The organism is Kribbella jiaozuonensis (genome assembly GCF_005233875.1).
Taxonomy (GTDB): Bacteria; Actinomycetota; Actinomycetes; order Propionibacteriales; family Kribbellaceae; genus Kribbella; species Kribbella jiaozuonensis.
Genome location: NZ_SZPZ01000003.1, coordinates 776,080 through 800,979, shown reverse-complemented (window position 1 = coordinate 800,979; position 24,900 = coordinate 776,080). Strand labels below are relative to the sequence as shown.

Genomic DNA, 24,900 nt, shown 5'->3' with positions numbered 1-24,900 from the left:
TCGGTCCGCACGGGCAGGATGTGGTCATGTCGGTTCTGAGTGCGAGGGCGGTCAACCGGGCGACGCTGGCCAGGCAATTGCTCCTGGAGCGGGCGGACGTCCCGGCGGTTGACGTGGTGGCACGTCTGGCCGGGATGCAGGGGCAGGAGCCCAAGCATCCCTATGTCGGGTTGTGGACCCGGATCGACGAGTTCGCGGAAGCCCAGCTGGATCAGGCCGTCGCGGCGCGGGAGGTGGTGCGGGCGACGATGTTCCGGGGGACATTGCATCTGGTGACCGCCACCGACTATCTGCGGTTCCGGACCACAGTCAGCCCGGTGCTCGAGGCTGGGTTGCGGGTGCTCGGGGATCGAGGTGCCGGGTTGGAGCCGGAGAAGGTGGTGGGCGCGGCGGAGAAGTTGCTGGCGAAGGAGCCGCTCACCTTCACGGAGGTGCGGGACGCATTGCAGGAGCAGTTCCCGGAGGTGAACGAGCGGGCGCTCGGGTTCTGCACGCGGATGCTCGTGCCGCTGGTGATGTATCCGGCGGATGTGCGGTGGTCCTGGACGGCAAATTCGCGGTTCACGCCGGCCGAGGAGTGGATCGGGAAGAAACTGCACAAGCGCGCCGAGCCTGGCGAATTGGTGACGCGATACCTGCAGGCTTTCGGACCGGCCACGCCGGCGGACTTCCAGACCTGGTCCGGGTTGCAGAAGGCCAAGCCGTTGTTCGACGAGCTCGAGCTGGAGACGTTCACGGACGAGGCCGGCAAGACGTTGTACGACGTACCGGACGGACCGCGTCCCGATGAGGACACTCCGGCGCCGGTGCGATTCCTGCCGGAGTTCGACAACGTGCTGCTCTCGCACGCGAAACGGGAGCGGATCATCGCGGACGAGCACAAACCGCACGTCTTCACGAAGAACCTTCGCGTCAAGGCGACGTACACCGTCGACGGCGTCGTTGCCGGGCTGTGGACGACCGAGAAGAAGCGTGGTGTGGCCACTCTCACGCTCACCCCGTTCGGCAAGACGTTGAAGAAAACGCAGGCCGAGCTGGAGCGCGAGGGCAGCGCATTGCTCCGTTTCCTGGAGCCGGATGCAAAGACCCATCAAGTGGTTACTGCCGGTTAATGAGGTTGTTGTCACACGTCGGATGACTGGGCCAGAAACCCTTTGCCGGGTGGAATGGGCAGATGAGCACAGTCCCCTCCATCACTCTGGACAACGGCGTCGAGATCCCGCAGCTGGGCCTGGGGGTCTGGCAGGTCGAGGAAGCGATCGTCGCCGACGTGGTCACCTCGGCGTTCGAGACCGGCTACCGGCACATCGACACCGCCGCGGCGTACCAGAACGAAGCCGGTGTCGGGCGAGCCATCGCCGCGTCCGGCCTGCCCCGTGACGAACTGTTCATCACCACCAAGCTGCAGAACAGCGACCAGGGCTACGACTCGACGCTGGCGGCGTTCGACAAGAGCATCGACCAGCTCGGCCTGGAGTACGTCGACCTGTACCTGATCCACTGGCAGTGCCTGAAGCGGGACAAGTACGTCGACACCTGGAAGGCGTTCGAGCAGCTGTACGCCGACAAGCGGATCCGCGCGATCGGCGTCTCGAACTTCCACGAGCCCGCGCTGCGGCGGATCTTCGAGGAGACCACGATCCGCCCGGCGGTGAACCAGATCGAGCTGCACCCGGCGCTGCCGCAGGACGAGCTGCGCGCGTTCAACGCCGAGAACGACATCGTCACCGAGGCGTGGAGCCCGCTGGCATCCGGCGAGCTGATCGACAACGCCGAGCTGAAGAAGATCGGTGCGAAGTACGGCAAGTCGGCCGCCCAGGTGATGATCCGCTGGCACCTGCAGCTCGGCAACGTGGTGATCCCGAAGTCCAAGACGGCGAGCCGGATCAAGGAGAACTTCGAGGTCTTCGACTTCCGCCTCAACAACGACGACATGGCAACGATCGCCGACCTCGAGACCGGCGTCCGCACCGGCGGCGACCCGGACGTCTTCGGCTAAACCATTTCGAGGAAGCGCGCGAGGACGGGCGAACGGTTGTCCGGCGACCAGGCGACGGAGAGTGGCCAGGGCGGTAGGTCGTCGGACAACTCTCGGTAGACGACCGAGTCCGGGTTCGACGGCGGGGTCGGGCTGATCAGCAGCGAGACGCCGAGCCCGGCCGCGACGAGCGACACGATCGTCTGTACGTCGGCCGCCTCCTGCTCGATCCGTGGCGTGAACCCGGCCGCCCGTCAGAAGCCGAGGATCGTGTCGTGTACTGCGGGTCCACTCGGCCGCGAGTAGAACACGAACGGCTCCTCCGCGAGGTCCGTCAGCCGCAGCCGCTTGCGTCGGGTGAGCCGATGCCGCGCCGGCAACACCGCCTCCAACTGGTCCTCGGCAACCACCCGGGACACCAGCCCCGGCGCCAGCCGCACCACCGTCCCGCTCTTGCCGCCGGTTGATCCCGCCGATGCGGGCACGGTCGGCCGCAGCAGCCCGACATCGATCCGGCCGTCGCGCAAGGCCTCGGTCTGCCGGAGCGTGGTCATCGACTCCAGGTCGAGCACGACGTCCGGATACGCCTGCCGGAACGCGCCGAGGATCTGCGGCAGCGGCTCGAACGTCGCCGATTGCACGAACCGCAGCCGCAACGATCCGAGCTCACCACGCTGCGTCCGCTGCGCAGCCCGTACTGCCTCGTCGGACCGTCGCAACAGGTCCTGCGCCTCGGCCAGGAACGTCTCGCCCGCGGCCGTCATGACGAAGCGCTTCTTCACCCGGGCGAACAGTTCCACGCCGAGGTCGCGCTCGAGCGCCGCGATCTGCCGGCTGAGCGACGGCTGGGTCAGGTGCAGCCGCGTCGCCGCGCGTCCGACGTTCATCTCCTCGGCCACCACCACGAACGACCTGAGCTGCCGTAGTTCCATAACCCAATCATGCACCAGGCACATCAACTCCACGCAGAACTTTCATTGGACGTATCAATGCCCGGGTTCCTACTGTCGAAGAGTCGAAAGGAACCACCGTGCAATACGTACCGTTCTCCGTGATCAAGTCGATCCACGAACAGACCCACTCCGCCAGGCCGGACGCACCGATCCGGCCATATGTCCCCCGACGCCACCCGATCCGCGACGCCTACCGGCGCTGGCGGGAGCGTCGTACCCCGGCTCCGCAGCCCGTCGAGCTGACCCTCGTCGCATCCACCGTCGGCGCATGCGAAGCTGAGGTTCGTGATCGAGGTACGACGCCTGCGGGTGTTGCGAGCGCTTGCTGACCACGGGACCGTGACCGCGGCGGCCGAGGTGCTGCATCTGACGCCCTCGGCCGTCTCGCAGCAACTGGCAGCCCTGGAGTCCGAGGTCGGCCAGGAACTGCTCGAACGCCGCGGCCGCCGGGTGGCGATCACCTCCGCCGGCCGCCTGCTCCTCGAACACACCGACATCATCCTGACCGAGGTCGAACGCGCCGAGGACGCGATGCGCCTGCACGCGAACGGCGCCAACGGCGAGGTCCGCATCGTTGCCTTCGCCACCGCGATCACCCTGCTCGTCGCGCCGGCCCTCCCCCGGTTGCGCGAGACCACTCCCGGCCTCGATCTCGTCGTCCGCGATGCCGAGGGCCACCAAGGCATCACCCATCTCCTCGACGGCGACGCCGACCTCGCGATCGCCGTCGAGCACCGCGGTTCACCCCGCCCCGACGACCGCCGGCTGGTCCGGATCCCCTTGTACGCCGAGCCTTTCGTCGCCGTACTGCCGCCGACACATCCGGCCGCCGATCAGCACACGATCGAGCTCGCGATGCTGGCGAACGACGACTGGGTAATGACCGCGCCGGGCAACCCGATCCGCGACGTCGTCGTACTCGCCTGCGAACAGGCCGGATTCCAGCCGCGGATCGTCCACCAGTCCGACGATTTCCGTGCCGTCGCCGCACTGGTCGCGGCCGGCGGCGGGGTCTCGCTCGTCCCCCGCCTCGCCGTACCGGAGCCGACGCTCGCGCTGATCCGCCCGCTCCCCGACCCCGTGCCGACCCGCCGCGTGTACGCCGCCGTCCGTGCGAGCCGCGCCGATCACCCGCTCATCACCGCCACCCTCGACGTCCTGACCGAGGTCGCGGAGAAGCTGTAGTTCCGCTCAGCCGCGGCGGCGGCCGTCCAGGCCCACGGTCGAGACGCGTGCGATCAGCGCTCGCGGGATGAAACGGGTCCCGGCGACGATCAGCTTGTAGCGGCGGCTCGGGATCGAGATCGGCTTGCCGCGCATCAGGTCCTTCCAGGCCGCGTCGACCAGATCGGTCGCGTCCAGCCACATGAACGACGGGATCAGCGACTTGTCCATCCCCATCCGCTCGTGGAACTCGGTGTGCACGAACCCCGGGCACAGCGCCATCACCGCGACGCCCTTCGCGTGCAGCTCGAGCGCGAGGCCGGCCGAGAAGTTCGTCACCCAGGCCTTGTGCGCGCTGTAGACGTTGCGCTGCAGGAATCCGGCCACCGACGACACGTTGATCACCGCACCCGAGCCCCGCTCGATCATCGGCAACACCGCCGCGTGCGTGAGCCGCAGTACGACGCGAACGAGCAGATCCAGCTGCTTCTCCTCGACGTCGACCGGGTTGGCCCAGAACGGCTTCTTCTGACCGAAGCCGGCGTTGTTCACCAGCACCTCGATCGGACCGGTACGGAACCGCTCCTCGACCCGGGCCAGATCGTCGGCGTCGGTCAGGTCCGCAGCCAGCACCTCGCACTCGACACCGTGCAGCCGGGTGACGTCGGCGGCGACCTCCTTGAGCTTGGCCTCGTCCCGCGACACCAGCACCAGGTCGTAGCCCTCCAGCGCCAGCTTGTCCGCGAACGCACGGCCGATCCCGGTCGCCGGCCCGGTGATGAGCGCAGTCGCCACGTTCAATCCTCCCGTCGGTGACGCCCCCAGTGTGTCACTACCCTGGCCAGATGCGGTCTGACGTCGACACCTGGATCCTCGACCTCGACAACACGCTGTATCCGGCCGGCTCTGCACTGGCCGAGCAACTCACGCACGGCATCCTCTCGGCCGTCGCGGGCTTCTACGGCACCGACCTGACCGGCGCCCGGCGGATCCAGGCCGAGCTGGTCGCGCAGTACGGCACCTCGTTGCGCGGCGCCATGGTCACGCGCAACATCGACCCGCACGAGTTCCTCGGGTTCGAGCGCCGGATCGACTACACGGTGCTGACCCCGGATCCCGCCCTCGCCGCGGCGCTCGCGGCATTGCCCGGACGGCGCTTCGTCTACACGAACGGCTCCGTCTACCACGCTGAGCAGGCGCTGGGCCGGCTCGGGCTGACGACCCATTTCGACGGCGTTTTCGACATCCTCGCGGGCGATCTGATCCCCAAACCGTACGCCGAGAGCCTCGACGCGTTCCTGACCCGGTTCGCGATCGACCCGGCGCGGGCGGCGATGATCGACGACCTCGAGGTGAACCTCGCCCTTCCGCACGAACGCGGTATGACGACGGCGCTGATCACGCACGAGCCGTCCGCCGACGGGACGCCGTACCAGCAGATCGCGCCGAAACGCTGGCAGGTCCAGGACCTGCCAGCGTTTCTCGGCTACTTGTCGGGTCAGTGAGTCGTGACGCGGTAGACGCCACCACCGACGGTTCCGGCGTACAGCCACTGCCCGTCCGGTGACGTGATCAGGCTCGCCACGTCCAGGTTGGGCAGTCCGTCGGAGATGTTGTGCCAGCTGCGCCCACCGTCGCGGCTGTTCAGTACACCCCGGCCGCCGACCGGGAGTCCGGCGTCGGAGCTGTCACCGTCGGCCGCGAAGAGTTGGCCGTCGGCGCCGTACGTCAGCGCGGTGATGTTCAGCCGGAACCCGGAGGTCGAGGCCGCCTTCACCGTCCGGCCACCGTCCCGGCTGTCGAACAGCCCGCTCCCGCCGAGGACCAGGTGGTCGAGGTTGCGAGGGTCGAGCACCATGACCGACACCGGCACGGCGGAGAGCCGCTGGACCGACTGCCCTTGGTCGTCCGAGCGGTACAACCCGTCCGGTCCGCCGAGCCAGAGGTGGTCCGGGTTGCGCGGATCGGCGGCGATCGCGGTGACGCCGATGGGCAGGTTGTTCTTCCGCCAGGTCTTGCCGCCGTCACGGCTGACGACCACGCCCGGGCTGAGGACATCGTCGACCGCGGCATAGATGTAGTCGCGGTTCGCCGGGTCGACGACGATCTGGTAGACCCGCGCATCGGCGAGCACGTTCAGCTTGACCGTCCACGTCCTGCCACCGTCGGTCGACTCCTCGATCGTCGGACGCCCCTGCGCCTTCGACACCGCCCGGAACAGCCGGTGCGGATCGGCTGGATCGGTCGTCAGCGCCGTGATCCGGTTCCCCAGCAGGATGTCGCTGCCGTTGAGTCCCCAGTCGTAGCCGGCCGGGTCGGGAACCCGCTGCACCGGCAGTGCGGTCGTGAAGGTGGAGAACGTCGTACCGGCGACAAGGGTGGGCTTGCCGGATGCGTCCTGGCCGACGGCCAGCGCGTGTACGTCGGCGCTGGTCAGACCGACGCGGTGGTACGTCGCACCGGAGTCGTCGGTGAGGTACACCCCGCTGCCCGCGGCCGAGACCACCAACTGCTTGCTGTTCGGCGGCGAGGAGATCCGGACGAGGTCCCCATGGACCGGGCTCGGCATCGTGGTCCACTGCGCTCCCTCACCCCGGTCGACGAAGATCTCGTCCGACGCCGCGGCGTACACATCGCCGTTGACCACCTGCACCGAGGAGAAGGCGTCCGCGTCCGGCGCCGCCGGACCGGGTTGCCAGCTCGCACCGTGGTCACGGGACAGATAGAGACGACGCGGAGTACGGGCTACGAGGAGGTTCGCGTCTCCGGCAACGCTCACCACGAACTGGTCGTCCTCGGGTGACGTGAACAGTTCCTGCCGCGGCTCCGGCGTACCGTCGACGTTCCGGATCACGTAGAGCTTCAGACCGTCGCCGAAGTACAGGTCGTGGCCGATCAGGCTGACCTGCTGCAGGTGCTCCCCCGGGCTGGGGTAGTTCGTCCACGTCTGACCGCGGTCGGTGCTGACGTAGATGCTGTTGCCGAACGTCGGTACGACGAGGACCCGCCCGGTCGGGTCGATGGACAGATCGCTCGGACTCACGTCCGGGAAGGGCAGCGTGGTCCACGTGTCGCCGGCGTCGTGGCTGACCAGGATCTTGCCCTGGTACGTCGGGTCCGGTCCGCCCTCGACCGCGAGGTACACGGTGTCCGGCCGGGTCGGGTCGGTCGCCATCCCGAGGTCCACACCGCCACCGATCGGCAGATTGCGCAGCTCACGCCAGGTGGTGCCGCCGTCATCGGTCCGGAAGACGCCCGGCCGTGACGAGAGGTACGGCTGGGCGAACATCCGCCCAGCCTTCGAGGTATACCCGATCTTCTCCGCGCCCTGACTGACCGGACCGACGGACTGCCACCCGTCCGGACCGGACCCGTGCGCGGTGCCCAGCTCTTCGTACGACGTCTGTCCGTCGAGCCACGCGCCCGATGGGGTCCGAGCGACCGCAGACACCTGGTACGCACCGGCCGGCCCGGCAGGTACGGAGTACTTCCACCAGCCTGTGTGGTCGAACGTCGCGGTACCGGTGATCGCGTGGTGCGAGCCGGGCGCGGTCACGGACACCCGCGGCGCCGCGGTCAGTGCGGCGTCGGAGTGGATGTAGACGGAGGCACCCGAGATGGTCGGGTCCGGGTTGGCGTGCAGGTCGAGCGGCCGCACGGCCAGGAGCCAGGGGACGGACAGTTCTGGAGACCCGCTGACCGAGGCACGCAGCCACCCACTCCAGTCCGCAACACCGGACGGACGGGCGCCGGCCACTGTGACGCGCACCGTCACCTTCTTCCCCGGGCTGAGCCGGGCGGAGCTCGGAGTGACAGAGACCGTCGCCGGAGTACCAGTGGCCGACTTCGCATCGAGGTGCAGCGTCCTGGTCGTGGACGACACGTTGGTCAGTGTGACCGTGGTCGTGGAATGCAGCGTGTGGCTACTGAGGTCCGCGGCACCCAGGCTCAGGGAGCGCCTGCTCGCCAGGACTGCCAGCTGATCGGCGCTTGCCACATCGAGGCGACCCGATCCCTGGGTGACAGCGTCCAACGTTGCCGAGAGCCGGTCAGCTCCGCCGGTCAGCGCTGCCGTGACCTGGTCGGCGGTCCAGTCGGGGTGAGCCTGCCGGACCAGCGCGGCGGCGCCGGCGACGTGCGGAGCGGCCATGCTGGTGCCGCTGTCCTCGGCGTACTGGCCGCCGGGCCACGTGGACCGGATCTCGACTCCCGGCGCGACCAGATCCGGCTTGATCGCGTAACTGCCGGCCGCCGGGCCGTGCGAGCTGAACTCGGCGATCTGGTCGGTCGCGTCGGCGCCACCGATGTGCACCCGGACCGGGCCTTGCGTGAGCCACTGGGAGAGGTCCGCGGCGTCGGTCCCGTTCATCACGGTGGCTACCAGCGAGGCCTTGCCGGGGTCCGACGTACCGGCGGTGAAGGCCGGGATCAGAAGGTGGCCTGCGCCGCCCTTGTAGTAGTTGGGAGTCCGCAGCAGGACTGCCTTTGCCCCGTGCTGCTCGGCGGTCGCGAGGATGTCACCGAGCATCTCGCTGTTGTACGCGACCAGGACGGCCTTGCCGGTCGCATCGATCGAGTCGTAGTCGCCGGGAGCGCCGTTGACCGCGTCGACGACCTCCAGGTCCTCACCGCCGGCCGGCGGGTTCGCCGACAACCCGACCCGCTGGACGTCGAGGGTGCGCTTGACCGGCGCGGTGACGGCGACGGTCGGTACGTCGATACCGGTGATGCTCGCGCCGACCGCGAGGACGTCGGGCGCCTCCGCCGGCGAACCGACGGTGCCCTCGCCCGGACCTGCATTGCCCGCGGCCGCGACCACGACGACTCCGTCGTGGACAGCGTTCTCGGCGGCCTGCTCGAGCGGGTCGTCGGGTGCCGGATCGCCGGACAGGCTCAGATTCACGACGGTCGCGCGGAACGGGTTGCCGGCGGCAACCGCGGCCTCGAATCCGGCGATGACCGCGGACTCGTAGCCGTTGCCGTCCGCACCGAGCACCTTGTACGCCGTCAAGGTCGCGCCCGGCGCAACACCGGTCCGGCCGTCGGCCTGCGGACTGCGGCCCGCGACGATCCCGGCGACGTGGGTGCCGTGTCCGTTGTCGTCCATCGGGTCGGCATCGTTGTTCACGAAGTCGTAGCCGGCGGCAACCTTGTGACCCTTGCCGAACCCGCCGCCGAGATCGGGATGGGTGTAGTCGATACCGGTGTCCACGATCGCGATCGTCTGGCCGGCGCCGGTGACCGCCGTACCCTTCCGGTCCTTGGTCTGCCACACCTCGGGCGCCTTGATCTGCGCCAGTGCGGCGTCACCGCTGGAGTGCACCTGCTGGTCCGGATAGACCGCGGTCACGCCGGGAAGGGTGCGGAGCCGGGCGACACCCGCCGCGTCTGTCGTGACCGCGACGGCGTTGAGGAGTTGGGTGAACTCGCGGGTGACGGTGGCGTGGATGCCGGCGGTGGCGACGGCCTGCCGGAAGCTCGCATGTGCGGCCTGGACCGCCGCCTGCTCCGGGACCGGCCGGCCGGCGAACTGGACGATCACCCGCGTGCTGGGCGTAGGAGGGGTTGATGTGGGCTGGTTGGCGACGGCCGGTGTGGCGGCGAGGACGAGCGTCAGCGGCGTCGCCAACGCCAGCGCCCCTCGGAGGACACGTCTCGGTACAGGATGCATGGGGGCACTCCCGATGGAGGACGGAAATCGATCTATGGCGGATGCAGTGTGCTCACCGCGCGCGGCGCGCTGCCAGGGGTTCGGGCGGCACGATGAAGCCAATGTCCTTGACCGGCCATCGAGAAATTCGCTGCGCCGCGACCGCTTCCGCGGAGTACTCTCGCGACGATGTCCAGTGAGCCAGTTGACGAAGGCAAGCTCGCCGCCGTCGGCGTTGCCGCCCTGGACGAGCAGCTCTACCGGCAGTTGCTGACCGCTCCGGGCTCCACCTTGGCCGAGCTGACGAGCGGGACCGGTATCGGCGCGACCCGCGCGCGGCAGGCGATCTCGCGGCTCGAGCGGTGCGGACTGGTGAGCCGGAGACCCGGCGTACCGGCGAGGTTCATCCCGGCGCCGCCGGATGTCGCGGTCGGATCGCTGATCGCCCGCCGCCAGGACGAACTCGAGCGGGCCAGGCTGGAAGCGGAGAGTCTGCTCGCGGACTTCCACCAGGGCACGCGCTACGAGCACACGTCGCAGGTCGTCGAGCTGATCACCGGCCAGTCGACGATCAGCCAGCGCGCCGCCCAGCTGATGAGCGGCGCCGAGCAGGAAGTCGTGTTGTTCGACAAGCCGCCGTACGTCGGCGCCAAGGACAACCCGGACGAGATGGACGCGCTGGCCCGCGGTGTGCGCTGGCGGGCGATCTACTCCACCGAGTCACTGACCGAGCCGGGCCAGCTCGCCAGGATGACTGCCTTCCGCGACGCGGGCGAGCAAGCCCGGCTCTCGCCGGTGGTGCCGACCAAGCTGGTCATCGTCGACCGGCGTCTCGCGCTGTTGCCGTTGGGGGTCGACGGCGCGGACGTGGCGCAGACCGCCGTACTCGTCCATCCCAGTTCCCTGCTCTCGCTGCTCGTCACGCATTTCGACGGCATGTGGGAGCGGAGCATCCCGTTCGACCAGCACCTCAACGGCGGCAAGCCGCCGGCGAAGTCCGAGCAGCGGGTGCTACAACTGCTGTCGGCCGGGCTGAAGGACGAGGCGATCGCCCGGCAGCTGGGGATCAGCCTCCGGACCACGCGACGGTGGATCGCACACGTGATGGCCGACCGCGGCGTCACCACACGGTTCCAGCTCGGCCTCGTCGTGGCGCGCGAACTCACCTCCTGACGTCTGATGAATCGGTCGGCTCGTCGCGGGTGGTCGACGCTTTGTGGCGGATGTGACCACGATTGGTCTGAGGACTTACGCTTCGGGGAGGAGGTGACGAATGGCTGCCACGGACAAGGCGCTGGCCGGTCTGCGTCAGATGATCGCGTCGGGCGAGCTCGGGCCGCGGGCGAAGTTCCCGCCGGAGCCTGAGCTGTGCGACCACCTGGGGGTGTCCCGCAGCTCGTTGCGCGAGGCGGTGCGGTCGCTGGCCGCGCTCGGCGTGATCGAGTCCCGGCACGGATCCGGCACGTACGTCTCGGCGCTCGACCCGGCCTCGATCATCAGCCGGTTCTCGCTGTCGGTCGAGCTGATCCCGCTCGAGGGCCTGCTCGAACTGCTCGAGGTACGCCGAGTCCTCGAGTCGCACGCCACAGCCGCGGCGGCCGCACGCCAGGACCCGGGCCTCGCCGCGCAACTGAGCTCTATCCTCGATCGGCTCGAGGCGATCACTGACCCGGTGGAGATCCAGCACCTGGATGCCGAGTTCCACGGCGCGATCTGCTCGGCCGGCGGCAACCCGACCGTCACCGCGCTCACCGACGTGATCCGCGGCCGCGGCGGCCACTACCGGATCTTCGAGCCCGGCGCCGACTTCGACGCGATCAAGCAGACCAGCGACCGCGGCCACCGCGCCATCCTCGACGCCATCGTCACCCGCGATCCTGCGGCCGCCGAGACCGCCGCCTCCGCCCACATCGCCCAGACCGAGCTCTGGCTCCGCGCCCTCCGCCCGGAACCCCAGCCCGACCTGCCATGAGGTTCGCTTTACGCCCCGCCGCGCCGGATGACGTCGAGGACCTCGTTGAGATCCGGGCCGTCGTCATGCGCCCGGACCTGGAGCGCCTCGGCCGGTACGACGCGCATCGCGTCCGGCAACGACTGCGCGACGGATTCTCGCCCGAGCACACCCAGATCATCGAGGTCGGCGGCGAGCTGGCCGGCTCGATCGCCGTCCGGCCGGCCGAGGACCGCCGATGGCTGGAGCACTTCTATCTGGCTCCGCAGCACCAGGGACAGGGCCTCGGCACCCAGGTACTGCAGACCGTTCTGGGCAGCATTGACGGGACCGTCTGGCTGAACGTTCTGCAGGGCAGTCCGGCCCGCAAGTTGTACGAGCGCCACGGCTTCGTCGTGGACAGCGAGGACCCGGTCGACGTCTTCATGGTCCGGAAATTTCTCTGACCTGTCGAGATCTTGCGCAAGGATGGTCGAGTGCATAACCTCCAGACAATTCGTCCGGAGGGGATCCGCCAATGTCCCGTTCACGCTTGCTCACGGTCGCCTGTGCGACCGCACTCCTCGGAGCAGTCCTCACATCTCAGTCAGCCGCCGCGCATGCAGCGCCGCGGACAACCCGGGCCGGGCTCGATCCCGCCTTGGTCGCCGGCCGCGGCGCCGACGTACCGTTCGTCGAGCAGGAGGCGGAGAACGCCGTCTACACCGGCGAGAAGATCGGCCCCGGGCGAGACGCGTACACGCTCCCGGCCGAGGCCTCCGGTCGGACCGCCGTACGGCTCCAGCCCAAGCAGTACGTCGAGTTCACGCTGACCCGTGCGGCCAACGCGCTGACGTTGCGGTACAGCATCCCGGACGCGCCGGGTGGCGGCGGGATCACCGCGCCGCTGGACGTCTCGGTCAACGGGAAGCACAAGCAGACGATGACACTGACGTCGCAGTACGCCTGGCTGTACGGGATGTATCCGTTCTCGAACGACCCGAACGTGGACCCGATCCCGGGCTGGTGGAAGCCCGAACCGGACCCGGTCGCGAAGCCGTTCCGGCCGAACCACTTCTACGACGAGCAGCGGGTGATGCTCGACCGGACGTACCAGGCCGGCTCGCGGGTCCGGTTCGCCGTACCTCGGGCGACCGCGGCGGCGTGGACCGTGCTCGACGTCGCGGACTTCGAGCTGGTGAAGGCGCCGCTCCGGCAACCCGCTCGCTCTTTGGATGTGCGGCTGTTCGGCGCTGACCCGACCGGGCGACATGACGCCGCACCCGCGATCGAGCACACGATCGCAGCCGCTAAGAAGCTCGGCTGGTCGGTGTTCATCCCGGCCGGGACGTTCCAGGTCAACCGGCACATCGTCGTCGACAAGGTGACGGTCCGCGGCGCGGGCAACTGGTGGACGATCATCAAGGGCAAGGTCCTCCCGCTCGCCGAGCCCGCGCCGGACAAGTCCGTGCACAGCGCGCCCGGCTTCTACGGCAAGTACGCCGCCGACGGCGGGAGCACCGGCGTACATCTGTCGGACTTCGCGATCGAGAGCGATGTCCGCGAACGCATCGACACCGACCAGGTGAACGGGATCGGCGGCGCGATCGGCGGCGGCTCGACGATCGAGAACCTGTACCTGCACCACACCAAGGTCGGCATCTGGCTCGACGGCCCGATGGACGGGCTGCTGATCCGCAACAACATCGTCACCGATGCCGTTGCCGACGGCATGAACCTGCACCTTGGTGTCTCCAACGTTCGGGCGACCAACAACTTCGTCCGCAACAGCGGTGACGACGGGCTGGCGATGTGGTCGGAGTCGAACGCCGACGGCCTGGTGAACCACAACAACGTGTACGACCACAACACCGTGCAGACGCCGGTGCTCGCGAACGACATCGCGATCTACGGCGGTCGCGACAACGCGGTCACCGACAACCTGGTCGCGGACCCGATCCGCGAGGGCAGCACGCTGCATGCCGGTTCACGGTTCAACGCGACGCCGTTCGAGGGCAAGCTGACGTTCGCCCGCAACACCACGGTCCGCGGCGGTCCGCGGGATCTGAACTGGGACATCGGGCTCGGTGCGATCTGGCTGTACGCGTTGCAGTCGACGATGTCCGGGACGATCGAGATCACCGACAGCTCGTTCCTGGACTCGACATACAACGCGATGATGTTCGTCGTCGACTGGCCGGTGAAGGACGACTACGGGATCACGAACGTCGCCGTCCGCAACATCAAGGTCGATGGCACCGGGACCAACGTGGTGAACGCCCGGGTCGGCGGGTGGGCGACGTTCGAGAACGTCGACGCACGCAACGTCGGCGCGCCGTTCGTCAACAACTGCGGGACGTTCCACTTCAACGGCCCGCCGGAGTTCGAGGTCCGGGACCTGGGTGGCAACGACGGCGGCTGGACCGGCGCGACGTGGTGCGAGGACCGCCCCGCCGTCGTACCGCCCCCGCCGCCGTCACCTTGGAACTAGACCTCGACCGTCTGCGTCGGCGCCTCTTCCTGAACCTTTGCAGGCCGGCTGGTTTGCCGGAATGCGAGCATCAGGACGATGGCGCCGACCAGGACGATGCCGGCACCGACGAGGGCCGCGGTGTGCATGGCGTGGATGAACGCGTCGTTCGCGGCCTTCACCAGCTCCGGGCGGCCGAGCGTGGCCGCGACGTGCCGGGTCGCCTCGGCCGACGTACCGGCTTCATCGGGTAGGCCGACGAGCGACGGCGCGATCCGATGCTGGTACGTCGAGGAGACGATCGTGCCGAGGATGGCGACCCCGAGCACGCTGGCCGACCTGGCGAAGGACGTTGTTGACGGCCGATCCGGCCCCCATGCGATCCAGCGGGAGCGTCGCCAGTACTGCGGTGGTCGTCGGGGCTGTGGTCATGCCGATGGACAGGCCGACGAGTGCGCCGACGACACCGACCCAGACGAGCGAGGTGTCGACGTCGTAGAGCAGGTTCATCGAGGAGCTGGCTGCGAGCACGAGGACCGCCGTACCGGAGACCTTGGCCACGCCGAACCGGGCCGCCAGCCGGGAGCCCAGCTGCGAGCCGACGATGACGCCGCTTGCTGCAGGCAACGACATCAGACCTGCTGACAGCGCGCTCATGCCGCGGGCGCCCTGCAAGTAGAAGGCGAGGTAGAAGCTCTGGCCGGTCAGCAGGAGGAACACGACCGCCAGCGTGAAGTTGCCGGCCGCGAACCGGCGGTTGCGGAACAGGCGCGGGTCGAAGCTCGGCTCGCGTTCCCGCCACTCGGAGACGATGAATCCGGCGAGCAGGACGAGGCCGGCCGCGATACTCACCCAGACCTGCCAGCGGTCCCAGCCGCCCTGGTGACCGCCTTCGATCAGCCCGTACGAGAGGCCGAGCAGACCGAGGGTGGACAGGCCGAGGCCGAGCGGGTCGAGCCGGCGACGCTGCGGGCTGCGCGGGTTCGGCAGGACGAGCGCGGCGCCGATCAGGCCGAACGCGACGATCGGCAGGTTGATGGTGAAGACCGAACCCCACCAGAAGTGGTCGATCAGCAGACCGCCGAGCACCGGTCCGACGGCGACGCCGACACCGGCCGACGACCCCCAGATCGCGATCGCGCCGGCCCGGCGCTCCGCCGGGAAGGTCCAGCCGATGATCGCCATCGACGGCGGCATGATCAGCGCGCCGCCGAGGCCCATCAAGGCGCGGGCGAGGATGAGGGACACGGGATCGCCGGCCCAGGCGGCCCAGGCGGATGCACCGCCGAAGATCAGCAGACCGAGCATCAGGATGGTCCGGTGGCCGTAGCGGTCACCGAGCGCACCGGCCAGGAACAGCGCGGTGGCGAAGAGCAGCGAATAGATGCCGACGGCCCACTGCAGCTGGCCGGGCGTGGCGCCGAGGCCGTCGACGGGGTCGGCCAGGCGTTCGAGAGCGATACCGAGAACGGTCGAGTCGATCCAGATCAGGACGGCCGAGACGACCAGGATGGCGAGAATGCGGCGTTGGCGCCGCTCAGGGATGAGGTCGATCGAGGACACGAAGTCTCCTATAATTGTCAGGACCCTGACGAGATCTCGATCATCCTCGATTGACAGGAACCTGTCAATCTCCTTTTCGTGTCCTCTCCCGGACCCGGGCAGAATGGGGAGCATGGACTCCTACGCCGACGACGGCTGCGTGACGTTCCTCGTCCGGCATGCGTGGCTGAGCATGCGCTCCGTGCTCGCCGAGGCGCTCGCCGAGCACGGGCTGTCGGTGCAGCAGTACGGGACGCTGCTCTGCGTGCGGAAGGATCCGGGCCTGACCATCGCCGACGTCGGCCGCGTGGTCGGTACGACGCGGCAGTCGGCCAACGAGCTGATCACCGGGATGGAGCGGGCCGGCCTGGTCGAACGCAGGCCGAACCCGAAGGACCGCCGTACCCAGCAGGTCCACCTGACCGACGCCGGAGCCCGGCGACTCGACGAGGCGACCCCGGCGATCCGCAAGGTCGAGGACGAGCTCGAGGCGTCGTTCACCGCAGCCGACCGCTCGGTCGCGCGCGCCTGGCTTGCGCACATGGTCACGGCCGTCGAGGGTTGAGCAATGCGCGCACACGCTGAGCGGTTGGACGGACTGGGTACGACGATCTTCGCCGAAATGTCCGCGCTCGCGGTGGCGACGGGATCGGTCAACCTGGGTCAAGGGTTCCCGGATCGCGACGGGCCGGACTCGTTGCTCGAGGACGCGATCGCGGCGATCCGCGCGGGGGCGAACCAGTATCCGCCGGCTCGCGGCGTACCGGCGTTGCGGCAGGCGATTGCGGACCATCAGAAGCGGTTCTACGACCTGTCATACGACCCGGATACGCAGGTCCTAGTCACCACCGGCGCTACCGAGGCGGTCGCGGCTGCGCTGCTCGCGTTCGTGGAGCCGGGCGATGAGGTGATCGCGCTCGAGCCGTACTACGACTCGTACGCCGCCGGGATCGCCTTCGCCGGCGGGCGGCGCGTCCCGGTGACGCTGCGGGCACCGTCGTACCGGCTGGATCTGGATGAACTGCGGGCCGCGGTCACGCCGCGGACGAAGGTCCTGCTGATCAACTCGCCGCACAACCCGACCGGCACCGTGCTGACCGATGACGAGCTCCAGGGGATTCGGGATGTCGCCGTCGAGCACGACCTGGTCGTCATCACCGACGAGGTCTACGAACACCTGGTGTACGACGGGCTCCAGCACCTGCCGCTGGCGTCGTACGACGGGATGGCGGACCGGACCGTCTCGATCAGCAGCGCCGGCAAGACCTTCGCCGTCACCGGCTGGAAGATCGGCTGGGTCACCGGCTCGGCCGAGGTCGTCACCGCCGTGACCACCGCCAAGCAGTTCCTCACCTTCACCTCCGGCGCCCCGTTCCAGCCCGCCGTCGCCAACGCCCTTGCCCTAGGCAACGACTACTTCGACACCCTCCGCGCCGACCTCCAGTCCCGCCGCGACCTCCTCGCCAACGGCCTCACCGACCTCGGCTTCGAGGTCCACCGCCCCGCCGGCACCTACTTCATCACCACCGACATCCGCCCCCTCGGCCACACCGACGGCATCACCTTCTGCCGCCAACTCCCCGAAAAAACCGGCGTAGTAGCCATCCCCCACCAAGTGTTCTACGACAACACCGAGATCGGCCGCCCCCTGGTCCGCTGGGCCTTCTGCAAACAACCCGAAGTCCTCCAAGAAGCCCTCAACCGCCTCCAGAAACTCTGAGCCGACAGATCTCAGCGGTGGAACCAGAGTTTGGTGGGGCGTTGGAGCATGAGGGTTAGGAGGGTTAGGTGGATTGCGAGGCCGAGGATGCTGGCGGGGAGGGCCATGGCGCCGCCGGCTATGCCTAGGGCGGATACGGCGATCAGCATGTAGCGGGACCAGGGGCGGCGTTTGCGGAGGTAGAGGGCGGGGACGAGGTAGATGAAGGCGCAGATCATCGCCGCGGCGACCGCGACCGGAGCGTTCCCGCGGGAGCCGGTGAGTACTTCGGAGATCTGGTCGCCGGCGGAGGTGAGGGTGAGGATCGCTAGCAGTAGGCACATCACGCCCAGGCCGATCGCGATCACCGAGGCGATCGTCACCTGCTTGGGCGGAGTCGACTGGTAGCTGTAGGTGTCCGGAGCCGCACCGAACAGACCGCTGTACGGCCCTGGTTGTTCCTCGCCCGGCAGGTCGCCGCGCTGCTCGCTCATTCGCTCCGAAGTTCCTTCCAGCTGCCCCCTCCCCTGATCCTGCCAGATCGCCCAAGCCGGGCCGGGAAATGTGTTGCTCGCAAGGCAAGCAAGCACGACAGTGACCACGTGGACGAGTTCGAACTCCGGACCGAGCCGGACGCGGGTCTCGAGGACCAACTGGTCGACCAACTGGTCGCGTACAACAAGGCCCGCTCGACGGCAGTCCAGGAGCGGTTCGAGCCGGCGAATCTGAAGTCGGAGCCGGTGCAGGTGTTCGCACTCGGTCCGGACGGCGCCCTCCGTGGCGGATGCGTCGGGCGCGTCGAGCGGGTCTGGCACTGGCTCACCATCGACACGATGTGGGTCGACGAGACCACGCGGGGCCAGGGTCTGGGCAGCGCCCTGCTCCGGTCGATCGAGGACGAAGGCCGCCGCCGCGGGTGCCTCTGGTCAGACGTCACCACCTTCGATTTCCAGGCGCCCGACTTCTACCGCAAAGCGGGCTACCTCGAGTACGGCGTGAAGCACGACTACCCGCCCGGGCACACGAACTACTTCTTCCGCAAAGACCTGATGTCGAGGTGAGGAAAGCGCAGGTACGGCGTGAGGTCCACGACCTCGCCGTACGACGGCCGGAAGTGCACCGTCGTGCCCGTGCTGCCGTCGGAGTCGATCGGGTCCAATGAGGTGACCGGGATGCCGTGCTCGTAGCGCTGGGTCCAGGAGCCGTTCGTACGGCGGTTGGTGTGGACCAGCCAGTCGCTGAGCGCGGCGACGACGGACATGCCGCGCCGCGGATGCCCGTCAGGGAGCAACGGGGCTGACGGATCGTCGAAGAACCGGAGGTCCTTCGTCGCCATGACCGGCTTCTTCACCACGTTCCCGTGCTCGTCGACGCGGGTGTCGGTCCCGCGGCCGTTGTCGGCGATCGCGATCGACCCGTCGTCGTACAACGTCACCGAGCACAGCCCGCGCTCCCCGGCAGACTCGGCCTCGTCGTCCGCGTAGGCGAGTACCTCGAGCACCAGGTGCAGCACGCCCCCGGGCGCATAGCGATCGGTGTCTGCACGGATCGCGTTCAGATGATCCCGGTCGACGGAGGCTGCCCAGTCGTGCGTGGTGTTGACCCAGTGCGTCACTTCCCCATTCTCTCCGATTCCTTTCGGCGCCGAGCCCGGTCTACACAGCAAACACTCGAAAGGAAGAGATATGCGCAAGATCATCACCTCGGCCCTCGTCACCCTCGACGGCGTCGCCGAGGATCCGGGTGGTTACGGCGGTACGTCGTTCGGCGGGTGGGCGTTGCCGTACTTCGGGGAGGAGTCGGTGCGACTCTCCATCGAGGCCCTGGCCGGATGCGACTACTTCCTCTGCGGACGTCGTACGTACGAGATGTTCGCCGCCGCCTGGGGCAACGCCGAAGGGCCGTACGGCGATCGCCTCCGCAGCCTGCGGAAGTTGGTTGCCTCGAGCACCCTCAAGGGCGACCTGACCTGGAACGCCGAGCTCCTGGAGGGCGACACGATCGCCGCCCTGAAGCAACTGAAGAAGCAGGATGGCGGCGACATTATCATGTACGGCAACCCGACCCTGCTCCGTAGCCTGCTCGCCAACGACCTGGTCGACGAGCTCGACCTGATGCTGCACCCGGTGCTGCTGGGGACCGGGCAGAAGCTGTTCGCGGATGACACTCCGCAGACGAAACTCGCGCTGAACAACCAGACCGCCTTGGACAACGGCGTCACGATCCTGAGCTACCGGATCTGAACAGACCGGGGCCCGGTCCACGAAGGACCGGGCCCCGGATGCTGTCAGGACACCTCGAGGGCGTCCTTGGACTCGTTGAGGGTCACCTTGACGGTCTCGCCGTCGCGAACCGAGCCGTCGAGCAACCCGCGAGCCAGCTCGTCACCGATCGCGGACTGGACCAGCCGGCGCAGCGGGCGGGCGCCGTACACCGGGTCGTACCCGGTCATCGCCAGCCACTCCATCGCGCCTTCGTCCACCTCGAGGGTGATCCGCCGGTCGGTCAGCCGCCGCTGCAGCGCGGCGATCTGCAGCGCCACGATCTGCGTCAGCTCCTCGCTGCCGAGCGCGTCGAACAGCACGATCTCGTCCAGCCGGTTGATGAACTCCGGCTTGAACGACTGCCGCACGACCGCCATCACCTGGTCCCGCTTGGCCTTCTCGTCCAGCGACATGTCGGCCAGGTACGCCGAACCCAGGTTGCTGGTCAGGATCAGGATCACGTTGCGGAAGTCGACCGTACGACCCTGGCCGTCGGTCAGCCGGCCGTCGTCCAGCACCTGCAGCAGGATGTCGAAGACCTCGGGGTGCGCCTTCTCCACCTCGTCCAGCAGGATCACCGAGTACGGACGTCGCCGCACCGCCTCGGTGAGCTGGCCGCCCTCTTCGTACCCGACGTAGCCGGGCGGGGCGCCGACCAGCCGCGAGACGCTGTGCTTCTCGCCGTACTCCGACATGTCGATCCGGACCATCGCCCGCTCGTCGTCGAACAGGAAGTCCGCGAGCGCCTTCGCCAGCTCGGTCTTACCGACACCGGTCGGACCGAGGAACAGGAACGAACCGGTCGGCCGGTCCGGGTCGGAGATGCCGGCCCGCGCCCGCCGTACGGCGTCGCTCACGGCCTTGACCGCCTCGCGCTGACCGATCAGCCGGTGACCCAGCTCGTCCTCCATCCGGAGCAGCTTGCCGGTCTCGCCCTCGAGCAGCCGCCCGGTCGGGATCCCGGTCCACATCGCGATCACCTCGGCGATCTCGGTCGGACCGACCTCCTCGTTGACCATGGCCTCGGGGCCTTCGGCAACCTCTTCCTCGGCACCGGCCTCCTCGAGCTCCTTGGTGAGCTGCGGGATCTCGCCGTACAGCAGCCGGGACGCGGTCTCCAGGTCGCCGTCGCGCTGGGCGCGCTCGGCCTGGCCGCGCAGCTCGTCGATCCGCTCCTTGACCTCACCGACCCGGTTCAGGCCGGACTTCTCCCGGTCCCAACGGGCCTCGAGCGCGCGCAGCTCCTCCTCGCGGTCGGCGAGGTCGGCACGCAGCCGCTCCAGCCGCTCCTGCGACGACGGGTCCTCCTCGCGGGACAGCGCGAGCTCCTCCATCTTCAGCCGGTCGACGGTACGACGCAGTGAGTCGATCTCGACCGGGGACGAGTCGATCTCCATCCGCAGCCGGGACGCCGCCTCGTCGACCAGGTCGATCGCCTTGTCGGGCAGCTGCCGGCCGGAGATGTACCGGTGCGACAGCGTGGCCGCGGCGACCAGGGCCGAGTCGGAGATGGCGACCTTGTGGTGCGCCTCGTACCGCTCCTTCAGACCGCGCAGGATCGCGATCGAGTCCTCGACCGACGGCTCGCCCACGAACACCTGCTGGAAACGGCGCTCCAGCGCCGGATCCTTCTCGATCCGGGTCCGGTACTCGTCCAGGGTCGTCGCACCGATCATCCGCAGCTCGCCGCGGGCCAGCATCGGCTTCAGCATGTTGCCGGCGTCCATCGCGCCTTCGCCGGACGCACCGGCGCCGACGACGGTGTGCAGCTCGTCGATGAACGTGATGATCTGACCGTCGGACTCCTTGATCTCGGTCAGCACGGCCTTCAGCCGCTCCTCGAACTCACCGCGGTACTTCGCACCCGCAACCATCGCACCGAGGTCCAGGCTGATCAGCCGGCGGCCACGCAGCGATTCGGGCACGTCACCGGCCACGATCCGCTGGGCCAGCCCCTCGACGACGGCGGTCTTACCGACGCCGGGCTCACCGATCAGCACCGGGTTGTTCTTCGTACGACGGGACAGCACCTGGACCACCCGCCGGATCTCGGAGTCACGGCCGATCACCGGGTCGAGCTTGCCCTCCTTGGCCCGCTCGGTCAGGTCGACGCCGTACTTCTCCAACGTCTTGGTGGTGCCTTCAGCCTCCGGGGAGGTGATCCGGCGATTGCCCCGCATCTGGTCGAACGCCTGCAGCAGCGCGTCCGCCGTCACGCCGAGCGCGGTCTTGGCCGCACCCTCGACGGTCGCGAGCGCGATCAGCAGGTGCTCGGTGGAGACGTACTCGTCCCCGAGCCCGAGGGCCCGCTGCTCTGCCTGGTTCAGCACCTCGCCGGTCTTCGGCGACAGGCTCGGCGCCTGCACGCTGCCACCGCTCGCTTTCGGCAGCCGGCTCAGCTGCGCCGCAGTCTTCTGGCGTACGGCGTCGATGTCGCCGCCGGCCGCCTCGAGCAGACCGATCGTCGTCCCCTCGGGCTGCGCGAGCAGCGCGGAGAGCAGGTGAATCGGTTCCACGGTCGGGTTGCCCGCCGCGGACGTCTGACGGATCGCGACCGACAGGGTTTCCCGGGCCAGCGTCGTCAACCGCTGAACGTCCATCTATATCCAGCCTTTCCAGCTCAACCAACAAGTCTCACCAGACACAACCTACCGAAACTTGAGTCCATTCCACTCAACTCTGAAAAATCCCAGGGATCTTTCAGGGTGGGCAGCACTCCGGGTAGTCGACAGGCGTCACCGATCGCGGGCTCCAGCCGGAGCCGGCGATGCGTGGCTGGTGAGGGCCTTAGGTGCTGAACTCGGAGGCGCGCATCCGGTAGACCTGCAGATTCAGGTCGTAGTACTTGTCGGTCTCGCCGACCCACTGCATGCCGAGACGCTTCGCAGTCGCGATCGCGCGCTTGTTGTTCGGGCGGGCGACCGCGAACAGCTCGTCGACGTCGCCCTCCTTGAACGCCCAGCGCATCAGCCCTCGGCTCGCCTCCGTCGCGTACCCGTTGCCCCAGGCACTCGGCCGCAGCTGCCAGCCGATCTCCAGATCCTCCTCGTACGGTGGGAGCAGCCGGATCAGCAAGGCGCCGACGATCTCGCCGTCGTCGCGGCGCGCGACCGCCCAGCGGCCGGCCGGGACCACGAAGTTCGGCTGGGCCTCGATCCAGGACTGCAGGATCATCCGCATGGTCGCGGCATCCGGCACCTTGTCGATCGCAGGTGACAGCCAGGGCGCCACGTCGGCGGAGCCAAAGATCTCCAGCGCGGCGTCGGCGTCGTCTTCCTCCCAGTCCCGGATCAGCAGCCGGTCCGTCTCCAGCTTCAGCGTCACCTCGCCAGGGTATGCGGTCGCCTGCCGCAGACAACAGGTTCAAGGGTGACCGGCAGATGAACGCACGCAGAGCCCCCGGCCGGGTCGGCCGGAGGCTCTGGTGAAGAGGCCGCAGGGCGGTCCAGGACGGACCACCCCGCGGGGTCGAAGGGCGCCGGGGGGAATGACGCGCCTTCGACTGTGGAGGCGTCGCGGGGGAACGACGGCCTCCACCGGAGCCGGAGGCCTCCGAGGGTGGGTTTCGGAGTACCTCCGGTGGTATGGGAATCACCCGGGGTGAAGGATCAGCGCGAGCCGAGTTCCAGGGGCTGGGTGCGGATCCAGCGTGTCGTGGTCTGCTGCCGGCCCATGGCGATCACGTCGCCTGCTGGGCCGGCCGAGAAGACCCGGCTGGTGGCGGTGCGCCGGGAGGCGCCGACACCACGTTGAACCTCGGCCAGAAGCTGGTTGACCCGCTGACGCAGGTCCTCCACTTCCGACTGTAGCGCGAGGATGTGGCGAATTCCCGCGAGGTTGATGCCCTCTTCCTGGGACAGGTGCTGCACATAGCGCAGCCTCGCCACGTCGTACGCCGAGTACCGCCGGCCGCGGCCGGACGCCCGGCTCGGCACCACAAGGCCGAGCCGGTCGTACTGGCGCAACGTCTGCGGATGCATGCCGGCCAGCTGGGCCGCCACCGAGATCACGTAGATCGGGGTGCGGTCGTCCCAGGTCGGCACCTGGCTGAACGGGATACCCATCACGAGCTCCCGAACAACCCGGCCCGCAGATCAGGATGCTCCGACGCGGAGTTGAACTCCTGCAGCTTTTCCTTCTGCTCGTCGGTCAACTCGTGCGGCACCTGCACCTCGAGGGTGAGCAGCAGGTCTCCATTGGTCCCGTCCCGCCGGACCGATCCCTTGCCGCGGACGCGCAGCTTGCTGCCGTTCGCCGTACCGGCCGGGATCCGGACCGTGACGGGCAGCCCGTCCAGGGTCGGAACCTTGATCTCCGCGCCCAGCGCCGCCTCGGTGAAGCTCACCGGGACGTTCAGCGTCAGGTGCTCGCCCTGCCGGCCGAAGATCCGGTGCGACTTGACGTGCACGGTGACGTAGAGGTCGCCCGCGGGGCCACCCCGTTCGCCGGCCGCGCCCTTGCCCTTGAGCCGGATCCGCTGGTTGTCCTGCACGCCCGCGGGGATGCGGACCTGCATGGTCTTGCTCGACTGGCCGCGGCCGGAGCCGTGGCATGTCTCGCACGGCTGGTCGACGACCAGGCCACGACCCTTGCACTCGGTGCACGGCTCGGTCATGGCGAACACGCCGCCCTGCACCGAGGTCTGCATCCCCGTGCCTTCGCACTTCAGGCAGACCTTCGGCACCGTGCCGTACTTCGCACCCGTCCCGTGACAGGTCGGGCAGGGCTCGTCGCTGGTCATCCGGAGCCCGACCGTGACACCGTTCACGGCCTCGGCGAACTCGATCGTCGCCTCGGTCTCGATGTCCTGGCCGCGCCGCGGACGGGCCGTCGTCGAGGTGGTCGTGCGCTGGCCACCACCGCCGAACATGCCGCCCAGGATGTCGCCGAGCCCGCCACCGCTGCTGCCGCCGGAGCCGCCGCGGTTGAACAGGTCGCCGACGTCGAAGTTGAACCCGCCGCCGCCCTGGCTGTTGCCGCCCGGCATCCGGAAGCCGCCGCTGCCGAACAGCCGGCGCGCCTCGTCGTACTCCTTGCGCTTCTTCGGGTCGCCGACGACGTCGTACGCCTCGGAGACCTCCTTGAACTTGGCCTCCGCGGACGCGTCACCGGCGTTGGAGTCGGGGTGGTACTTGCGCGCCAGCTTGCGGTAGGACTTCTTGATCTCGTCGGCCTCGGCGGTCTTGGAGACGCCGAGAACCTTGTAGAAGTCCTTCTCGAGCCAGTCCTTCGTGCTCATCTGACGCCTCC

At 68.6% G+C, this 24,900-nt stretch carries 22 protein-coding genes and 1 pseudogene; 12 read left to right on the top strand and 11 right to left on the bottom strand.

Translation table 11 applies throughout. The features are described from left to right. Positions 1 to 26 precede the first annotated feature (26 nt). Both FDA38_RS23585 and FDA38_RS23580 read left to right on the top strand, forming a co-directional pair. Positions 27 to 1,112 (top strand): winged helix DNA-binding domain-containing protein, encoded by a 1,086-nt coding sequence (locus FDA38_RS23585; protein WP_137256245.1) that lies wholly within the window; start codon positions 27 to 29, stop codon positions 1,110 to 1,112. A 62-nt stretch (positions 1,113 to 1,174) separates the two neighbouring features. Further along, complete coding sequence (locus FDA38_RS23580) at positions 1,175 to 1,999, top strand: aldo/keto reductase (protein ID WP_137256244.1); 825 nt, start codon at positions 1,175 to 1,177, stop codon at positions 1,997 to 1,999. Here FDA38_RS23580 and FDA38_RS23570 read toward each other — a convergent pair. Further along, positions 1,996 to 2,910: pseudogene (locus FDA38_RS23570) on the bottom strand (LysR family transcriptional regulator). The gene FDA38_RS23580 and the pseudogene FDA38_RS23570 overlap by 4 nt on opposite strands. Positions 2,911 to 3,216: 306 nt before the next feature. Here FDA38_RS23570 and FDA38_RS23565 point away from each other — a divergent pair. Next, positions 3,217 to 4,116 (top strand): LysR family transcriptional regulator, encoded by a 900-nt coding sequence (locus FDA38_RS23565; protein WP_137256241.1) that lies wholly within the window; start codon positions 3,217 to 3,219, stop codon positions 4,114 to 4,116. Positions 4,117 to 4,122: 6 nt separating this feature from the next. On the opposite strand, the gene FDA38_RS23560 is transcribed toward FDA38_RS23565, so the two are convergent. After that, positions 4,123 to 4,890 carry an SDR family NAD(P)-dependent oxidoreductase gene (locus tag FDA38_RS23560; protein ID WP_137256240.1) on the bottom strand — a complete coding sequence of 256 codons (768 nt, stop codon included), beginning with the start codon at positions 4,888 to 4,890 and terminating at the stop codon, positions 4,123 to 4,125. A 50-nt stretch (positions 4,891 to 4,940) separates the two neighbouring features. Between FDA38_RS23560 and FDA38_RS23555 the strand changes: the two genes are divergently transcribed. Further along, a complete protein-coding gene (locus tag FDA38_RS23555; RefSeq protein WP_137256239.1) occupies positions 4,941 to 5,600 on the top strand; it encodes a pyrimidine 5'-nucleotidase in 660 nt (219 codons plus the stop codon). Here FDA38_RS23555 and FDA38_RS43440 read toward each other — a convergent pair. Beyond that, positions 5,594 to 9,766 carry a S8 family serine peptidase gene (locus FDA38_RS43440; protein ID WP_137256238.1) on the bottom strand — a complete coding sequence of 1,391 codons (4,173 nt, stop codon included), beginning with the start codon at positions 9,764 to 9,766 and terminating at the stop codon, positions 5,594 to 5,596. The two genes, FDA38_RS23555 and FDA38_RS43440, sit on opposite strands and share 7 nt — an antisense overlap. Before the next feature lie 168 nt (positions 9,767 to 9,934). Between FDA38_RS43440 and FDA38_RS23545 the strand changes: the two genes are divergently transcribed. From FDA38_RS23545 to FDA38_RS23530, 4 genes are all read left to right on the top strand, one after another. Then, the gene (locus tag FDA38_RS23545) at positions 9,935 to 10,918 is read left to right on the top strand and encodes a helix-turn-helix transcriptional regulator (protein ID WP_137256237.1); all 984 of its coding nucleotides are present in this window, start codon (positions 9,935 to 9,937) and stop codon (positions 10,916 to 10,918) included. Positions 10,919 to 11,018: 100 nt separating this feature from the next. Continuing rightward, positions 11,019 to 11,717, top strand: a complete 699-nt coding sequence (locus FDA38_RS23540) for a FadR/GntR family transcriptional regulator (protein WP_137256236.1) — start codon at positions 11,019 to 11,021, stop codon at positions 11,715 to 11,717. Next, entirely contained in the window at positions 11,714 to 12,142 is a 429-nt protein-coding gene (locus FDA38_RS23535) for a GNAT family N-acetyltransferase (RefSeq protein WP_137256235.1), read from the top strand. Before FDA38_RS23540 ends, FDA38_RS23535 begins: the two co-directional genes overlap by 4 nt. A 71-nt stretch (positions 12,143 to 12,213) precedes the next feature. Further along, a complete protein-coding gene (locus tag FDA38_RS23530) occupies positions 12,214 to 14,166 on the top strand; it encodes a glycosyl hydrolase family 28-related protein (protein ID WP_137256234.1) in 1,953 nt (650 codons plus the stop codon). On the opposite strand, the gene FDA38_RS42700 is transcribed toward FDA38_RS23530, so the two are convergent. Next, a complete protein-coding gene (locus FDA38_RS42700; RefSeq protein WP_202877794.1) occupies positions 14,163 to 14,474 on the bottom strand; it encodes a hypothetical protein in 312 nt (103 codons plus the stop codon). The two genes, FDA38_RS23530 and FDA38_RS42700, sit on opposite strands and share 4 nt — an antisense overlap. Further along, entirely contained in the window at positions 14,389 to 15,708 is a 1,320-nt protein-coding gene (locus tag FDA38_RS23525; protein WP_202877793.1) for an MFS transporter, read from the bottom strand. Before FDA38_RS23525 ends, FDA38_RS42700 begins: the two co-directional genes overlap by 86 nt. 112 nt (positions 15,709 to 15,820) lie before the next feature. Here FDA38_RS23525 and FDA38_RS23520 point away from each other — a divergent pair, with 112 nt between their 5' ends. Both FDA38_RS23520 and FDA38_RS23515 read left to right on the top strand, forming a co-directional pair. Further along, positions 15,821 to 16,252, top strand: a complete 432-nt coding sequence (locus tag FDA38_RS23520; protein WP_137256233.1) for a MarR family winged helix-turn-helix transcriptional regulator — start codon at positions 15,821 to 15,823, stop codon at positions 16,250 to 16,252. A 3-nt stretch (positions 16,253 to 16,255) separates the two neighbouring features. Then, the gene (locus tag FDA38_RS23515) at positions 16,256 to 17,407 is read left to right on the top strand and encodes a pyridoxal phosphate-dependent aminotransferase (RefSeq protein ID WP_137256232.1); all 1,152 of its coding nucleotides are present in this window, start codon (positions 16,256 to 16,258) and stop codon (positions 17,405 to 17,407) included. Positions 17,408 to 17,418: 11 nt separating this feature from the next. Here the strand turns inward: FDA38_RS23515 and FDA38_RS23510 are convergent, their stop codons facing one another. Next, positions 17,419 to 17,880, bottom strand: a complete 462-nt coding sequence (locus FDA38_RS23510) for a hypothetical protein (RefSeq protein WP_137256231.1) — start codon at positions 17,878 to 17,880, stop codon at positions 17,419 to 17,421. A gap of 108 nt (positions 17,881 to 17,988) precedes the next feature. Between FDA38_RS23510 and FDA38_RS23505 the strand changes: the two genes are divergently transcribed. Next, complete coding sequence (locus tag FDA38_RS23505; RefSeq protein ID WP_202877792.1) at positions 17,989 to 18,447, top strand: GNAT family N-acetyltransferase; 459 nt, start codon at positions 17,989 to 17,991, stop codon at positions 18,445 to 18,447. Here the strand turns inward: FDA38_RS23505 and FDA38_RS23500 are convergent. Beyond that, positions 18,414 to 19,001, bottom strand: a complete 588-nt coding sequence (locus FDA38_RS23500; RefSeq protein ID WP_137256230.1) for an ATP-binding protein — start codon at positions 18,999 to 19,001, stop codon at positions 18,414 to 18,416. The genes FDA38_RS23505 and FDA38_RS23500 overlap by 34 nt on opposite strands. 70 nt (positions 19,002 to 19,071) lie before the next feature. Here FDA38_RS23500 and FDA38_RS23495 point away from each other — a divergent pair, with 70 nt between their 5' ends. Beyond that, a complete protein-coding gene (locus tag FDA38_RS23495) occupies positions 19,072 to 19,629 on the top strand; it encodes a dihydrofolate reductase family protein (RefSeq protein ID WP_137256229.1) in 558 nt (185 codons plus the stop codon). Positions 19,630 to 19,673: 44 nt separating this feature from the next. On the opposite strand, the gene clpB is transcribed toward FDA38_RS23495, so the two are convergent. The 4 genes from clpB to dnaJ form a co-directional block, all read right to left on the bottom strand. Continuing rightward, positions 19,674 to 22,250, bottom strand: coding sequence for an ATP-dependent chaperone ClpB (gene clpB, locus FDA38_RS23490; protein ID WP_137256228.1), 2,577 nt, complete (start codon positions 22,248 to 22,250; stop codon positions 19,674 to 19,676). A 187-nt stretch (positions 22,251 to 22,437) separates the two neighbouring features. Further along, a complete protein-coding gene (locus FDA38_RS23485; protein WP_137256227.1) occupies positions 22,438 to 22,974 on the bottom strand; it encodes a GNAT family N-acetyltransferase in 537 nt (178 codons plus the stop codon). A 284-nt stretch (positions 22,975 to 23,258) separates the two neighbouring features. Further along, positions 23,259 to 23,714: a heat shock protein transcriptional repressor HspR gene (locus FDA38_RS23480; protein ID WP_130442662.1), complete on the bottom strand. Its 456-nt coding sequence runs from the start codon at positions 23,712 to 23,714 to the stop codon at positions 23,259 to 23,261. Further along, a complete protein-coding gene (gene dnaJ / locus FDA38_RS23475) occupies positions 23,714 to 24,889 on the bottom strand; it encodes a molecular chaperone DnaJ (protein ID WP_137256226.1) in 1,176 nt (391 codons plus the stop codon). The genes FDA38_RS23480 and dnaJ overlap by 1 nt, the downstream gene beginning before the upstream one ends. Positions 24,890 to 24,900 lie beyond the last annotated feature (11 nt).